General features: G+C 56.9%; 15 protein-coding genes. 6 read left to right on the plus strand and 9 right to left on the minus strand.

From position 1 onward, the window contains the following. Positions 1–27: 27 nt before the first annotated feature. Genes GVK32_RS14735 through GVK32_RS14745 form a run of 3 tightly spaced genes read right to left on the minus strand, consistent with a single transcriptional unit; the run spans position 28 to position 3,195 of the window. A complete protein-coding gene (locus GVK32_RS14735; RefSeq protein ID WP_159870935.1) occupies positions 28–2,052 on the minus strand; it encodes an FUSC family protein in 2,025 nt (674 codons plus the stop codon). Then, complete coding sequence (locus GVK32_RS14740; RefSeq protein WP_159870938.1) at positions 2,052–2,948, minus strand: HlyD family secretion protein; 897 nt, start codon at positions 2,946–2,948, stop codon at positions 2,052–2,054. Before GVK32_RS14740 ends, GVK32_RS14735 begins: the two co-directional genes overlap by 1 nt. A gap of 10 nt (positions 2,949–2,958) precedes the next feature. Then, entirely contained in the window at positions 2,959–3,195 is a 237-nt protein-coding gene (locus GVK32_RS14745) for a DUF1656 domain-containing protein (protein WP_045858559.1), read from the minus strand. Positions 3,196–3,365: 170 nt separating this feature from the next. Between GVK32_RS14745 and slyA the strand changes: the two genes are divergently transcribed. Then, on the plus strand, positions 3,366–3,806 hold the full coding sequence (slyA, locus tag GVK32_RS14750; RefSeq protein WP_159870940.1) for a transcriptional regulator SlyA: 441 nt from the start codon (positions 3,366–3,368) through the stop codon (positions 3,804–3,806). A gap of 360 nt (positions 3,807–4,166) precedes the next feature. Here slyA and slyB read toward each other — a convergent pair whose 3' ends face one another. Then, positions 4,167–4,634: an outer membrane lipoprotein SlyB gene (gene slyB, locus GVK32_RS14755; protein ID WP_159870943.1), complete on the minus strand. Its 468-nt coding sequence runs from the start codon at positions 4,632–4,634 to the stop codon at positions 4,167–4,169. A gap of 365 nt (positions 4,635–4,999) precedes the next feature. Between slyB and anmK the strand changes: the two genes are divergently transcribed. The 5 genes from anmK to pdxY all read left to right on the plus strand — a co-directional run bounded on the left by anmK (position 5,000) and on the right by pdxY (position 9,698). Then, positions 5,000–6,124, plus strand: coding sequence for an anhydro-N-acetylmuramic acid kinase (gene anmK / locus GVK32_RS14760; protein ID WP_159870946.1), 1,125 nt, complete (start codon positions 5,000–5,002; stop codon positions 6,122–6,124). A gap of 91 nt (positions 6,125–6,215) precedes the next feature. Beyond that, a complete protein-coding gene (gene mliC / locus GVK32_RS14765) occupies positions 6,216–6,539 on the plus strand; it encodes a C-type lysozyme inhibitor (protein WP_041145832.1) in 324 nt (107 codons plus the stop codon). 57 nt (positions 6,540–6,596) lie between these two features. After that, positions 6,597–7,253: a pyridoxamine 5'-phosphate oxidase gene (gene pdxH, locus GVK32_RS14770; protein WP_045859593.1), complete on the plus strand. Its 657-nt coding sequence runs from the start codon at positions 6,597–6,599 to the stop codon at positions 7,251–7,253. 248 nt (positions 7,254–7,501) lie between these two features. Next, positions 7,502–8,776, plus strand: coding sequence for a tyrosine--tRNA ligase (gene tyrS, locus GVK32_RS14775; RefSeq protein ID WP_159870949.1), 1,275 nt, complete (start codon positions 7,502–7,504; stop codon positions 8,774–8,776). Positions 8,777–8,837: 61 nt separating this feature from the next. Further along, positions 8,838–9,698, plus strand: a complete 861-nt coding sequence (pdxY, locus tag GVK32_RS14780; RefSeq protein ID WP_159870952.1) for a pyridoxal kinase PdxY — start codon at positions 8,838–8,840, stop codon at positions 9,696–9,698. A 46-nt stretch (positions 9,699–9,744) separates the two neighbouring features. On the opposite strand, the gene gstA is transcribed toward pdxY, so the two are convergent. The 5 genes from gstA to rsxG form a co-directional block, all read right to left on the minus strand. After that, the gene (gene gstA / locus GVK32_RS14785) at positions 9,745–10,350 is read right to left on the minus strand and encodes a glutathione transferase GstA (protein WP_128878034.1); all 606 of its coding nucleotides are present in this window, start codon (positions 10,348–10,350) and stop codon (positions 9,745–9,747) included. 108 nt (positions 10,351–10,458) lie between these two features. Further along, positions 10,459–11,964, minus strand: coding sequence for a dipeptide/tripeptide permease DtpA (gene dtpA, locus GVK32_RS14790; RefSeq protein ID WP_159870955.1), 1,506 nt, complete (start codon positions 11,962–11,964; stop codon positions 10,459–10,461). A 599-nt stretch (positions 11,965–12,563) separates the two neighbouring features. After that, complete coding sequence (gene nth, locus GVK32_RS14795; protein ID WP_159870958.1) at positions 12,564–13,202, minus strand: endonuclease III; 639 nt, start codon at positions 13,200–13,202, stop codon at positions 12,564–12,566. After that, the gene (locus GVK32_RS14800; protein ID WP_159870961.1) at positions 13,202–13,906 is read right to left on the minus strand and encodes an electron transport complex subunit E; all 705 of its coding nucleotides are present in this window, start codon (positions 13,904–13,906) and stop codon (positions 13,202–13,204) included. Before GVK32_RS14800 ends, nth begins: the two co-directional genes overlap by 1 nt. 3 nt (positions 13,907–13,909) lie before the next feature. Then, a complete protein-coding gene (gene rsxG, locus GVK32_RS14805; RefSeq protein ID WP_159870964.1) occupies positions 13,910–14,530 on the minus strand; it encodes an electron transport complex subunit RsxG in 621 nt (206 codons plus the stop codon). Positions 14,531–14,534 lie beyond the last annotated feature (4 nt).

The raw sequence follows: 14,534 nt of genomic DNA on the forward strand, positions 1-14,534 counted from the left end.
TTTTTTTTCAGCGCCAGCGCCAGCGCCTCACGCCGTTCTCTCTTCTATCGTTCCGGCAACCGGGGCCTGCTCCAGCTGCGACAGCGCGCAGTAGAGGCGCCAGATAACCGCCGCCAGCTCCTTTGCCGCCGGCTGGTGGTGATGATTAAGCGTGTCGCAAATGCGCTGCAGCTCCAGCAGCGTTGACGCCAGCGGCCGCTGCTGAACGCCGCGCTCGCTCATCACGTCCCGCAGCAGGCTGATGCACAGATCGCGCACCTGAGAGAGCGGGTCGGAGCGGGTTTCCCATTCCCGGAGCTGCCACACCACGTGCGAACAGTTAAGCAGCACAACTCCCCAGCGCAGCAGCCAGCGGCGCGCCAGAGCATCCTGGCTGTTGCTCAGCTGGCTGATATGGTGATAAACCAGAGACTCAAACTCGTGCTCACTGTGCTGCGGATGGCGGGTAAGTTGGTCGACAAAGTGACGCCGTAACGCTTTGATGTGGCGACGGCTCTTGCGCGCATCCGAGCCCGGACTTATCACCGCGAAGGCAAGCCAGGCAAGGCCTACGCCGATGATTTTCCCGAGGTTATCGTTAAGGAATGCGGCAAAGTCGTACACCGGCGGGTTGGTCACCGAAATAAACGAGCCCATAAATACGATCAGCTGTCCCCACAGGCCCGCCAGCTTCGGCATCTGCAGCTTGAGCAGCTGCATGGTGGTGAGCAGCGGAAAAAGAAACAGCAAAAATTGCCATAAATCGGTTATCTGCACCATCAGGCCGAACTTCACCACGAAGCTGAACAGTGAAAGTAGCACCAGAGTGCGCATCAGTAGCGTCAGCGATTTAAACGGTGAGGGCGAGACGGAGTAGAGCACGCAGCAGATGGCGGCGAGGGTGAGCGCGGCGGCGCTGGACTGCCACTGGGTGCTAATGCCCCAGGCCCCGACCATCACCAGCGCGCAGAAGGTTCGCACGCCGTTCCACAGCGCTTCCGCCTGGTCGGTGTGGCGGGCCAGCGCGGGTGCCGAAGGGACGTTGAATTCGGTCACCGCCGTCGCGTTTTCCACCCGCGCTATCCAGCGGCTGCTCCGCAGATAGAGGCGGCAGAAGTAGCGCAGACGCATCCAGAACGCCAGATGCCGATAGTCGGCGGCGGTCCCGGGCGCCAGCGGGGCAATAATGCGGGCGACGGAGTAGAGATCGGCGCGCGGGCTGACCAGCTCGCTCAGCAGGGTCTCCAGCACCGCGCGAGTATTTTTTGGCGCATCGGGCCAGTTGACCAGCAACCGGCGCAGGCTGGAGATGACGCTGGTCATACGCAGCTGCTGGTGCAGCAAATAGTTCAGCAGCGGGTTCTGCCGGCGGAAGCGGTAGTGGCTCCAGAAGGCCTGAATACGCAGCAGGTTCATGGTAAGGATCTGACCAATAACGCTTTCGTGGGCGGTGCGAATCGCATCTGTGGTTTCTGGCACCCACAGCAGGCTGGCATGCTCCAGCAGGCGGGCGTGCATATTTTTCAGCGCCGTCAGCAGCGTGGTGCCGTCGGAGGTGCTGGGCAGAATCATCATCATGACCCCGCCGCAAAGGATCCCGACAATGACTTCACAAACGCGCGACTGGGCAATAGTCCACAGCTCGTTGGCGTCGGTCACGTTGATGACCGGGAAGGCAATAATGGCGCAGGTATAGCCGGCAAGCTGGAAAGCGTAGGCCACGTTGTTGGTGTACATCGCGCAGGCCCAGGTGCAGACCGCGATCCACGCCGAGATGCTGAATAAAAACAGCCACGGATCGTTCAGCGTATGGCCGGCCAGCAGCAGGGCGGCGCAGGCGCCGAGCAGGCTGCCGGCGATGCGGCCAAAGCTTTTGCTGATAACGCCGCCGACGGTAGGAAAGCTGACCACCGCCGCCGAGGTCATCGCCCAGTAGGGTTCGTCCAGGTTCAGCCAGTAGGCAACGCTCAGCGCCAGGCACATGGCAATGCCGTTGCGCAGGGCGTACCGCCACTGCGCCCGGCTGGCCTTAACCCACGGAAGCGCGCGCCACGTCAGGGCCTGAACGTTCACTATGGGCGGCCAATGGAGACGGTGCAGGTGGTACCGGAGATAAGCGTTATCTCCGGCGGCAGGCCGCTCAACTCGATGCGTACCGGCACTCGCTGGGCCAGGCGAACCCAGGGAATATTCGGTTTAATATCCGCCACCAGCCCGGTGCCGCTTTCAACGCTTTGGTCAACAATGGCGCGGCCAATGCTGGAGACGTGACCTTGTAACTTTTCCTTGCTGCTATACAGAATAACCTCGGCGCTATCGCCGGCGCGGATATGGCGCAGCTTGGTTTCTTCAAAATAGCCAATAACATAGAACGAATGGCTGTCTACCAGCGCGAACAGAGGGCGGCCAACGGAGGCGTAGTCCCCCACGCGGGTGGAGAGATTGGTGACCCAGCCATCAACCGGCGCCTTAATCACGGTCTGGCTGAGCTGCCACTGGGCGTGTTCGAGGCTGGCCTGGGCGACGCCGGTTACGGCTTTGGCCGCCTCGAGGACCGCGTTCGCGGTACTCAGCGCGGTGCCGGCGCTTTCAAGATCTTCGGCGGAAATCACGTTGCGTGACAGATCCCGGCGGCGGGCGGCGTCGCTGGTGGCCTTCGACTGCGCGACCTTAGCTTTCGCCAGCTCGGCGCGGGTTTTAGCCAACTGCGCCTGGGCGTCGAGTAGGGCAATACGGTAGGGGGTGTCATCGATCGTAAACAGCACGTCCCCGGCCTTCACCAGTTGGTTATCGCGGACGTTGAGCTGCAGAATGCTGCCGGAGACCTGAGGCGTGATGCCGACCTGCTCGGCGCGCACCTTGCCGTCGCGGGTCCACGGCGATTGGGTGTAGTAGTTCCAGACCAGCCAGGCGGCAATAATCGCCAGCGCAACAATCAGTAAAGTTGAGAAGTATTTTAGTTTTTTCATTGAGTTAACATTACCAGACGGTCAACAGAACCAGTGCAAGACACACTGAAAGCGCAAACAGGGAGAGATCCATCAGCAGCGGGTGCCAGATGTCGCCGGCGTACATCCAGTCGCGCAGCTGACGATGCAGCACCAGCCAGAGAAAGAATCCCAGCAGGACGGCTTTAAACAAGGGGGGAAAATAGATAGAAGCGCCAAACACCAGGTCCTGGAGCGACAATCCGCAAGCGTTAAGACTCAGTTTCACAAGCAAAAATCCTTTGCCGTTGCAGGGAGAATGTCAGGTAATGCTATTATTTGCATTGTAAATCATTGTTTTCATATTAGTGAATCAGGTAATTCATTTGTTTTGATTATTTAAATGCTGCACACTATTCTAAAATCAGTATAATAACTTAGCAAGCTAATTATAAGGAGATGAAATTGGAATCGCCACTGGGTTCTGATCTGGCACGTTTAGTGCGCGTCTGGCGCGCGCTGATCGACCATCGCCTGAAACCTCTGGAGTTAACGCAGACGCACTGGGTCACGCTGCATAACATCCATCAGCTGCCGCCTGAGCAGTCTCAGATTCAACTGGCGAAAGCCATCGGAATTGAGCAGCCCTCTTTGGTGCGTACGCTGGATCAGCTGGAGGAGAAAGGTCTTATTTCTCGCCAGACCTGCGCCAACGACCGGCGAGCGAAGCGTATTCGGTTGACGGAAAAAGCAGAGCCGTTGATCAATGATATGGAAGAGGTTATCAGCAAAACGCGCGATGAAATTCTGGCCGGCGTCTCGACGCAAGAGGTTGAAATGCTGCTCGGTTTGATTCGCAAACTGGAACACAATATTCTGGACCTCCAGGCAAAAGATTAACCTGTCCGGGCCTTGATCTCTCAAGGCCCTTCATCTTTTACTTCGCTTCACTCCACTCGACGACGCCATTTTTCGCTTCATACATTGCCGTACCCGCCCGCTTCACGCACTCCTCGGCGCTCAGACTACCGTCAAAGGCGGCTCAATAAAAACACGCTGTGCTGTACGGTTTCATCGCGTGGGGCTGACGATCTCGCAGTAATAAAATAGGGCCTGAAGTGATAGCAATTGCAGAGACGCAAAGATAGGGCGGTTAAATTAGCGGTTTATATTAGAGGCGGCGGCTGTTTAATTAGCCGTCTTTGCCAGGTTAATATTCTGCTGAAATAATGCGGCCCCGCAAGGCCGCATGAAAAAATACTAACGCGGGGAAACGGTGACCTGGCTGCCGCTGCCGGCAATCGCCACGCGCTGGCCAACGGAGAACGGGGTGCTGCCCTGTTTCTGGACCACCAGAATGGTGTTGCCATCGTCCTTACGGATTTCCAGCTCGACGCCCTGCGTTTTATTCATTGCGCCCTGGACGCCCTGACCGGCTACGCCGCCCGCCACTGCGCCTGCTGCCGTTGCCAGCGAACGGCCCGTGCCGCCACCGACGGTATTACCGAGGAATCCACCCAGAACTGCGCCGCCGATAGCACCGATGGCGTTGCTGTCATCGCCGCTTTGGATCTGCACCGCGCGGGTATGAACGATGGTGCCGTAAGTCACGCTCTGGACCTGTTTGGCTTCGGATGCGGAGTAAACATCACCGGAAAGGCCGCTGCTGCTCACGCAGCCCGCAAGAGTAAAACCAATCATCGAGACAGCCAAAACACGTAAAATCATTTATGAATCTCCTTCACCAAATAGTGTTCTGTTGAACGTCCATGTGGTCAATTATATGGTATTTAAGCGTCGGCTGGCATAGCTTCCGCATGGACAATACAAAAAATAATAAGCACAGACGTCTTAACCGTAGCTAAACGTACGCGCTTTACGCGAAGCGCCGCGTTGATAACCACGAGGCTTCGGGCTTCTCTGCTCAGGCTTTGGCACCGTTTGAAAGCGGCTAAAACCTGATTATCTGACAGCTGGAATGATTTAAGGTTTATCCGTTTTAGTGTTAAAAAAAATTATTGTCCCATAGCAATGACCCCGTCTTTATGATGGAGTGTCGCTATATACCAGAGTCATGGAATGAAGGAAGGCGTATGAAATCAGGTCGCTTTATTGGCGTAATGTCCGGCACCAGCCTGGATGGCATCGACGTTGTTCTGGCGGTAATTAATGAAAGTATTGTGGCCCAGCAGGCCAGCCTGTCCTATCCCATCCCTGTTGCTATAAAAGAAGAGATTCTGGCCATCTGTCAGGGACAGACGCTCACCTTATCGCAGCTGGGGCAGCTTGATACGCGCCTGGGGCGGCTGTTTTCCGATGCTGTGCGGGCGTTAATGCGCCAGGAGAATCTGCAAGCCTCGGAGATTGTTGCGATTGGCTGCCACGGCCAGACGGTCTGGCACGAGCCGTTGGGCGATGCGCCTAATACCCTGCAGCTCGGCGACAACAACCAGATTGCTGCCCATACCGGCATCACGGTAGTGGGGGATTTTCGCCGTCGCGATATGGCGCTTGGAGGCCAGGGCGCGCCGCTGGTTCCTGCCTTTCACCATGCGCTGCTGGCCCATCCGGTCGAGCGCAGGATGGTGCTCAACGTTGGCGGTATCGCTAATCTCTCGCTGCTGGCTCCCGGCCTGCCGGTACGCGGCTACGACACCGGTCCGGGCAACATGCTGATGGACGCGTGGATCTGGCGCCAGTGCGGCAAGCCGTACGATAAAGATGCGCAATGGGCCAGTGAAGGTAAGGTGCTGCTGCCGCTGCTGCAGGAGATGCTCAGCGATCCGTGGTTTGCGCTGCCCGCGCCGAAGAGTACCGGTCGCGAATACTTCAACTACGGCTGGCTGGCGCGGCATCTGGCGCGCTATCCCGGCGTTAGCGCACAGGACGTTCAGACCACCCTGACGGAGCTTACCGCAGTGACGATCGCCGAACAGGTGCTGCTCAGCGGCGGCTGCGAGCGGCTGCTGGTGTGCGGCGGCGGGGCCCGTAATCCGCTGCTGATGGCGCGGCTGGCGGCGCTGCTGTCGGGTACGGAGGTGTCTACCACCGACGCGGCGGGGATCAGCGGTGACGATATGGAAGCGCTGGCCTTTGCGTGGCTGGCGTGGCGGACTATCTCCGGGCTGCCCGGCAACCTGCCGTCGGTGACCGGCGCCAGTGAAGCCTCCATCCTTGGCGCTATTTTCCCGGCGAATGCGCCGCAGAATCAGAGTTAACTGAATTCGCTCTATTTTATTAACCGGTAAACTGGATCTAGTGAGTGGAGGGTCAACACCCTCCTGGACCGGGAAAGTCGAAGGCAACCAAATGAAAAAAATCCTTATCGCAGTGATCCCTTTTATGCTCGCAGGCTGCAGCTATTACAATCAGTTTGCCGAGCGCATGCAGACCGATACGCTGGAGTATCAGTGCGATCAGAAACCGCTGACCGTTCATCTCAATAACGTCCGCCAGCAGGTGAGCTTCATTTACGATAACCAGCAGTTGAATCTTCAGCAGGGGCTCTCGGCGTCGGGGGCTCGCTACACCGACGGTGTATACGTCTTCTGGTCAAAAGGCGACGGCGCTACCGTCTACAAGCACGACCGCGTGGTGCTGGAAAACTGCCAGCTACAAACCGCCAAACGTTGAGATTTCCGTCCCGGGGGCGCACAATAACGCCACCCGAAGACTCTTTTCTCAATGGCCATGTCAGACAACGACGAATTGCAGCAAATCGCGCATCTGCGCCGAGAGTATACCCGTGGCGGCCTGCGTCGCCACGATCTTCCCGCTGAACCGCTGACGCTGTTTGAGCGTTGGCTCCGACAGGCCTGCGATGCCCGCCTGGCCGACCCCACGGCGATGGTGGTGGCCACCGTTGATGACAGCGGCCAGCCCTACCAGCGCATCGTGCTGCTAAAGCACTATGACGAAAAGGGGCTGGTGTTTTATACCAACCTCGGCAGCCGCAAAGCGCACCAGATCGAAAAAAATCCCCGCGTCAGCCTGCTGTTTCCGTGGCATATGCTGGAGCGCCAGGTGATGGTCACCGGCAAAGCTGAACGTCTGTCGACGCTGGAAGTGGTGAAATACTTCCACAGCCGCCCGCGCGATAGCCAGATCGGCGCCTGGGTCTCCCAGCAGTCGAGCCGTATTTCTGCCCGCGGCATCCTTGAAAGCAAATTCCTTGAGCTGAAGCAAAAGTTCCAGCAGGGCGAAGTGCCGCTGCCGAGCTTCTGGGGCGGGTTCCGCGTCAACATCGAGCAGATGGAGTTCTGGCAGGGCGGCGAGCATCGTCTGCACGATCGTTTTCTGTACCAGCGGCAAAACGAAGGCTGGCAAATCGACCGTCTGGCGCCATAAAGGGCGCAAAATGTTGTTTTAAGCGCTGGTGCTACGTTCCCCGGCGCTTTATTCTATAGGCTTCATTTTTCACGCTGCATCGTAGCCATCCGTGCCTGCTCGCTCCGGTAGCTTACCCGCGTAAGCGCCAGAGGATCCCCACGCTTGCCGCTGTGATGCAGCCTGAATCATTTTGTGCAGTATTTTTTCGCGTCTGGCGAAAAGTCGTGTACCGGCAAAGGTGCAGTCGTTTATACATGGAGAATTTGATGGCAAGCAGTAACTTGATTAAACAATTGCAAGAGCGGGGGCTGGTAGCCCAGGTGACGGACGAGGAAGCGTTAGCAGAGCGACTGGCGCAAGGCCCGATCGCGCTCTATTGCGGCTTCGATCCTACCGCCGACAGCTTGCATTTGGGGCATCTTGTTCCATTGTTATGCCTGAAACGCTTCCAGCAGGCAGGCCATAAGCCTGTGGCGCTGGTGGGTGGTGCGACCGGTCTGATTGGCGACCCGAGCTTTAAAGCCGCCGAGCGTAAACTGAACACCGAAGACACGGTGCAGGAGTGGGTTGATAAAATTCGCAAACAGGTCGCGCCTTTCCTCGACTTTGACTGCGGTGACAACTCGGCTATTGCCGCGAATAACTACGACTGGTTTGGCGGCATGAACGTGCTGACCTTCCTGCGTGATATCGGCAAGCATTTCTCCGTAAATCAGATGATCAATAAAGAAGCGGTTAAGCAGCGTCTGAACCGTGACGATCAGGGCATCTCCTTTACCGAGTTCTCCTACAACCTGCTGCAGGGCTATGACTTCGCGTGCCTGAACGAACTGCACGGGGTTGCGCTGCAAATCGGTGGTTCGGATCAGTGGGGTAACATTACCTCCGGTATTGACCTGACCCGTCGCCTGCATCAGAACCAGGTATTTGGTCTGACCGTTCCGCTGATCACCAAAGCGGACGGCACCAAGTTCGGTAAGACCGAAGGTGGCGCGGTATGGCTGGATCCGAAGAAAACCAGTCCGTACAAATTCTATCAGTTCTGGATCAACACTGCGGATGCCGACGTTTATCGCTTCCTGAAGTTCTTCACCTTTATGGAGATTGACGAGATCAATGCCCTCGAGGAAGAAGACAAGAACAGCGGTAAGGCTCCGCGCGCGCAGTACGTGCTGGCGGAACTGGTTACGCGTCTGGTTCACGGTGAAGAGGGCCTGATCGCCGCTAAACGCATTACCGAGAGCCTGTTTAACGGCAACCTGAGCGAGCTGAGTGAAGCGGACTTCGAGCAGCTGGCGCAGGACGGCGTGCCGATGATTGAAATGGAACAGGGCGCCGACCTGATGCAGGCGCTGGTGGATTCCGAGCTTCAGCCATCCCGTGGCCAGGCGCGTAAAACCATCGCCTCCAACGCGGTGACCATCAACGGTGAAAAACAGGCCGACCCGGAGTATGTCTTCGTTGATGGCGACCGCCTGTTTGGTCGCTATACCTTACTGCGCCGCGGTAAGAAAAATTACTGTCTGGTCTGCTGGAAGTAATTGCGTAAAGGCAGGGGCGTGGGAAACCACGCCCCTTATTTTTTGCTGTCAGGTATCCAAGATGAAGAATATCCTCGCCATCCAGTCCCACGTTGTGTTTGGTCATGCCGGCAACAGCGCCGCCGAGTTTCCGATGCGCCGCCTTGGCGCCAACGTCTGGCCCCTCAACACCGTGCAGTTCTCAAACCATACCCAGTACGGTAAATGGACCGGCTGCGTTATGCCGCCGGCGCACCTGAGCGAAATCGTACAGGGCATCGCTGATATTGATCAGCTTCAGCGCTGCGACGCGGTGCTCAGCGGCTATCTGGGTTCGGCGGAACAGGGCGAACATATTCTCGGGATTGTTCGTCAGGTGAAAGCGGCCAATCCGGCGGCAAAGTATTTTTGCGATCCGGTGATGGGCCATCCTGAAAAGGGCTGTATCGTCGCGCCGGGCGTGGCCGAGTTTCACGTGCGCCATGCGCTGCCTGCCAGCGACATTATCGCGCCGAATCTACTGGAGCTGGAAATTCTCTGCGAGCATCCGGTGGCGAACGTCAGCGAAGCGGTGGCCGCCGCGCGCGAGCTGATTGCTCAGGGGCCGGAAGTGGTGCTGGTGAAGCATCTGTCGCGCGCCGGGATTAGCATGGATCGTTTTGAAATGCTGCTGGTGACGCGTGACGAAGCCTGGCATATCAGCCGTCCGCTGGTGGACTTTGGCCTGCGTCAGCCGGTAGGCGTGGGGGATGTGACCAGCGGCCTGCTGCTGGTGAAGCTGCTGCAGGGAGCCAGCCTGCGCGATGCGCTGGAGCACGTTACCGCTGCGGTATACGAAATTATGCTGGCGACTAAAGGAATGCAGGAGTATGAGCTGCAGGTCGTGGCGGCGCAGGATCGCATTGCGCAGCCGGAGCATCTCTTCAGCGCCACGCAGCTCTAGGCGCCGATAGCCTGCCCGGAATCGCGTCCGGGCAGGGACATCAATCTTACTTCAGACCTTCCGCTTCCAGCGCAGCCGCCACCGACGGGCGCGCGGCGATGTGCTTCATCCACGCCCCGATATGACGATAGCCTTCCATATTCAGCTTCACCGCGTACGCCCAGCGCAGTACGGTAAACAGGTAGCCATCGGCGATGGTGAAGCGATGGCCGTTGAGCCACTGCTTATCCTGCAGCGATTCGTCAATATACTGCAGCTTCTTCTCCAGCTGCGCGCGTACCGTCGGTTTGTAATCCTCCGGCGTATCCGGACGAAACAGCGGGGTGAAGCCTTTGTGCAGCTCGGTGGCAACATAGTTGAGCCATTCCAGAGTCTGGTAGCGGGCAACGGTGCCCACCGGAGCCAGCAGCTGCCGGTCCGGGACGCGGTCGGCAATGTACTGCATAATCGCCACCCCTTCCGTTAGCAGCAGTTCGTCGTCAAGCAGCAGCGCCGGAACCTGGCCTTTCGGGTTAATCAGCAGGTAATCATCCCCGTTTTCAAGGCGTTTTTTCATCACGTCAACACCCTGTAAGGTGAAATCCAGCCCGCTTTCGCGCAGGGCGATATGCGAAGCAAGAGAACAGGCGCCGGGTTTGTAGAACAGTTTCATCGGTAACTCCTCGTGGCTGCAGTTTTCTGTATGTTAGTCCGCCCACGGGCAAAAAAAAAGCCGCTAACGGAAGGTTAGCGGCTAAATTAAAGGGTTTTCCCGACGCGATTAGGCGGTTGCGGTCTCGCGCTCTTTCGCGACGCTATCGTCGTCCAGAGTCATACGATTCAGCTTCGGTGCCATCAGCAGCATCAGCGCGGCGATAACGGCCGTCACGATTCCAATCTGCATGAAGACGTGGCCGTAAACGTTCAGAGAGACCAGCGGGTCGGTTACGTTTTCCGGAACGGCCATCAGGTTAGCAATCTTACCGGCAATAATTGCCGCACCCGCGGTGGTCAGGAACCAGCTGCCCATGATGAAGCCCATCAGACGCTGCGGAACCAGCTGGGCAACCATTGCCAGGCCGAGGCCGGAAATCATCAGCTCGCCGATACTCTGCAGCGCGTAGCTCAGGATCAGCCAGTTTACCGACACGATACCGGCATCGCTGGCGAACTTGGTGCCCAGCGGCAGCACCAGGAATGCGCCAGAGCACAGGATCATACCGATAGCGAACTTGTGCGGCATCGGCAGACGGTCGCCCATCTTGTTATAGATGGCGGCCAGAATCGGGCTACCGACCATGATCCAGAACGGGTTCAGCGCCTGGAACTGCTCCGGCTGGAAGCTGATACCCAGAATAGCGTGCTCAACGTTACGGATGGCGAAGAAGTTCAGGGAGGTCGGCATCTGGCTGTACAGCACGAAGAAGACGATCGCCTGGAGCATCAGAATAAAGGCCACAATCATTTTACGACGTGCGGCGCCTTGCATGCCCATGGCTTCTTTAGCAAAGATAATCACGATACCCAGCGCAACCACGCCCAGAACCATACGGGCGATGCCCTGGTTGTGCAGCAGCCAGGTGGCAATTACCACCAGGATAACCACGCCCACGATAGTCGCCAGCAGTTTGCCGTAATGAACCGGCGCGAAGTCGGGTTTAGAACCGTAGTTTTTCACCCATTTCTTGCAGAACATAAAGTTCACAAGCGTAATCAGCATGCCGACAAAGCTCAGGGAGAAGGCGATACTCCAGCCGAACTTCGCTGCCAGCCACGGAGTAGCCAGCATCGAGAAGAACGAACCGATGTTGATGGACATATAGTACATGGTAAATGCACCGTCCAGACGCGGGTCGTCTTTCTCATAGCAGGTAGAGAGCAGGGAGGACGGGTTCGCCTTAAACAGGCCGTTACCGACGGCGATAGTCGCCATACCCATATAAACGATAGCGGCGTCATGTCCGGAGTACGCGACCAGCGCGTAGCCGATCGCCAGGACGATAGTACCCAGCATAATGACGCGCTTGGTGCCGAGCACTTTATCGCCCAGCCAGCCGCCGATAGCCACGAGGCCGTAGACCAGCGCGCTGAAGGAGGAGAAGAGTGTAATAGAATCCGCTTCTGACATACCCAGCTGTTTGACCAGGTAAACGGCCATGATCCCTTGCAGGCCGTAATAACCAAAACGCTCCCATAATTCGATCGAGAAGATCAGATAGAACGATTTCGGCTGTTTGAAAGCGTTCAAACTCACGCTTTCTGCTGGTTTATTGTTTGCAGTTGACACATATACCTCTTTTTTTACATCCCATATTAACGGGGGGTGTTCGGGGCGCAATCTTCGATGACCGCCGCCTTTATAGTTATTCTGGAGGGAAAACGGCAGGTAATGTTCACTATCCTGACCTTTCAGGCAATACCTTTGTAATAATCTGTTACACATAACCAATGCATTATAATACGCCGGTCATTCAAATGTTATGCAGAGTTAAACTTCACCATTTTGATATTGGTGATATTTTTATCTGTCTGCATCCGCAGGGTGGTGCATAAAGGCGATATATTCTGCTGATTAGCCTTGAATCCAGTGATATAGGCCATAATCCTAAAAAATGATGGGGTATTGTCCTGACATACAGGGCTGCGCTATTGCAATTGCTGGCTTTCGTTATCAGATGAGTAACAACAAATTAACATAAAGTTGCGTAGATGATCTGGATCACAAATGTATAGAAATTTTTTCGTCGAAAAAAATGATTAACCTGGCTGAGCGTTATATAAGCAGAGTATTGCCCTGTTAACAGGCGAGACTATGGCGGAATTGGCAGGGTGGGAAGGAGCTAAACAGTACCATTACCCCAGGAAGGGTAATGGCGTTATTCAGGTTCAGGCAGCGTAGACCTTCTCTTTAAACTCGCAGAGGTCCTCAATCAGGCAGGAACCGCAGCGCGGCTTGCGGGCAATGCAGGTGTAGCGCCCGTGGAGAATAAGCCAGTGGTGGCAGTCCACCTTAAACTCGGCGGGAACCACCTTCAGCAGCTTATCTTCAACCTGCTCGACGTTCTTACCCGGGGCAAATTGCGTCCGGTTGCACACGCGGAAAATATGCGTATCGACCGCTATGGTCGGCCAGCCGAAGGCGGTATTGAGCACCACGTTGGCGGTTTTGCGCCCGACGCCGGGCAGCGCTTCCAGCGCGGCTCTGTCCTCCGGGACTTCGCCATTATGCTGCTCCAGCAGGATCCGGCAGGTCTTAATGACGTTTTCGGCCTTGCTGTTAAACAGGCCGATGGTTTTGATATATGACTTAACCCCGTCGACGCCAAGGTCGAGCATCGCCGCCGGAGTATTGGCGACCGGATAGAGCTTTGCCGTCGCCTTATTGACGCTGACGTCGGTCGCCTGCGCCGAGAGCAGCACCGAGATCAGCAGCTCAAACGGCGAGCTGAAGTTGAGCTCGGTGGTGGGATGCGGATCGTTATCCCGCAGACGGGTCAGAATTTCCAGACGTTTACTCTTATTCATCAGGCTTTCCCTGCGGCATCAGAGGGCACGACGACCGGGGCTTCGGCGATTGCCGCCCGAGCCTTGCGCTGTTTGCTGCGCTCATCGATGAGATATTTGACCGCCAGCATCATCCCGAGGCCGATAAACGCCCCTGGGGGTAGCATCGCCAGCAGGAACGGGGTGTCGGTATGGAAGACTTCGATGCGCAGCGCTTTTGCCCAGCCGCCGAGCAGGCGATCGGCGCCGTCAAACAGCGTACCGTTACCAATGATTTCACGCAGCGAGCCGAGGACAAACATGGCGCTGGTGGCCCCCATGCCAATCGAGAAACCATCCAGCGCCGAAAGGGCCGGGCCCTTTTTCGCCGCGAAGGCCTCGGCGCGACCGACGACAATACAGTTGGTCACAATCAGCGGGATAAAAATCCCCAGCGACTGGTAGAGGCCGTAGGCGTAGGCGTTAATCAGCATCTGCACGACGCTCACCACCGAGGCGATGATCATCACGTAAATAGGAATACGGATCTCGGCCGGCGTCCAGCGGCGCAGGCTGGAGATGGTCAGGTTGGTCAGGGTCAGCACCAAAGTGGTTGCCAGCCCTAGCCCCAGCGCGTTGGTGGCAGTTGAGGTCACGGCGAGCAGAGGACACATCCCCAGCAGCTGGACCAGCGCCGAGTTGTTTTTCCACAACCCCTGGACAATAACGTCTTTTACTTCGCTCATGGTCTAGTCTCCACAGGCGGTGAATTCGGGAATCTGCGTTGGCAGCGTTTGTGCGTACAGGCCGGCGCGCTTAACCGCGTTGACGACCGCGCGCGGCGTAATGGTCGCACCGGTAAACTGGTCAAAATCACCGCCGTCTTTCTTAACTGCCCAGCGGCTGTCGCTCTGTCCATGAATAACTTTGCCGGCAAAATGGGTGATCCAGTCAGAAAGACGCAGCTCAATTTTATCCCCGAGGCCCGGCGTTTCGTGATGCTCGGTGACTCGGGTGCCGAGGACGGTGCCTTTAAAATCTGCGGCGACCAGCAGCTGAATCGCCCCGGAGTAGCCGTCCGGCGCGGTGGTTTCCATGATCGCGCCCACCGGAATGTCGTTATTTTTAGCGATCCAGATCTTATGCTGCCCTTTGCCAAGCGCCGGGGCGGAGGCCAGATAGCAGCTCTTCAGCAGATCGTTATTATACAGCTCTGCCGGCAGAACCTGGTCAAAGAGCGCTTTTTGCTGCCTGGATGCCTGATCTTCAATCGTCGATTTGGTCAGCTCATTGATAGCCGCCGTCAGGCCAGTGGAGCCGGCGGCGAAAAGTGCCAGCGTGATGCCGTGTTTGCGCATGCTTTTTAACATGACG

Source organism: Klebsiella sp. 18074 (genome assembly GCF_902705905.1).
Taxonomy (GTDB): Bacteria; Pseudomonadota; Gammaproteobacteria; order Enterobacterales; family Enterobacteriaceae; genus Klebsiella; species Klebsiella terrigena.

Bases quoted from the DNA above. Each gene is read 5' to 3' on its own strand.
- tyrS (WP_159870949.1), top strand. From the start codon at position 7,502: ATGGCAAGCAGTAACTTGATTAAACAATTGCAAGAGCGGGGGCTGGTA.
- GVK32_RS14800 (WP_159870961.1), bottom strand. From the start codon at position 13,906: ATGAGCGAAGTAAAAGACGTTATTGTCCAGGGGTTGTGGAAAAACAAC.
- gstA (WP_128878034.1), bottom strand. From the start codon at position 10,350: ATGAAACTGTTCTACAAACCCGGCGCCTGTTCTCTTGCTTCGCATATC.
- pdxY (WP_159870952.1), top strand. From the start codon at position 8,838: ATGAAGAATATCCTCGCCATCCAGTCCCACGTTGTGTTTGGTCATGCC.
- slyA (WP_159870940.1), top strand. From the start codon at position 3,366: ATGAAATTGGAATCGCCACTGGGTTCTGATCTGGCACGTTTAGTGCGC.
- pdxH (WP_045859593.1), top strand. From the start codon at position 6,597: ATGTCAGACAACGACGAATTGCAGCAAATCGCGCATCTGCGCCGAGAG.
- anmK (WP_159870946.1), top strand. From the start codon at position 5,000: ATGAAATCAGGTCGCTTTATTGGCGTAATGTCCGGCACCAGCCTGGAT.
- mliC (WP_041145832.1), top strand. From the start codon at position 6,216: ATGAAAAAAATCCTTATCGCAGTGATCCCTTTTATGCTCGCAGGCTGC.
- rsxG (WP_159870964.1), bottom strand. From the start codon at position 14,530: ATGTTAAAAAGCATGCGCAAACACGGCATCACGCTGGCACTTTTCGCC.
- slyB (WP_159870943.1), bottom strand. From the start codon at position 4,634: ATGATTTTACGTGTTTTGGCTGTCTCGATGATTGGTTTTACTCTTGCG.
- GVK32_RS14740 (WP_159870938.1), bottom strand. From the start codon at position 2,948: ATGAAAAAACTAAAATACTTCTCAACTTTACTGATTGTTGCGCTGGCG.
- nth (WP_159870958.1), bottom strand. From the start codon at position 13,202: ATGAATAAGAGTAAACGTCTGGAAATTCTGACCCGTCTGCGGGATAAC.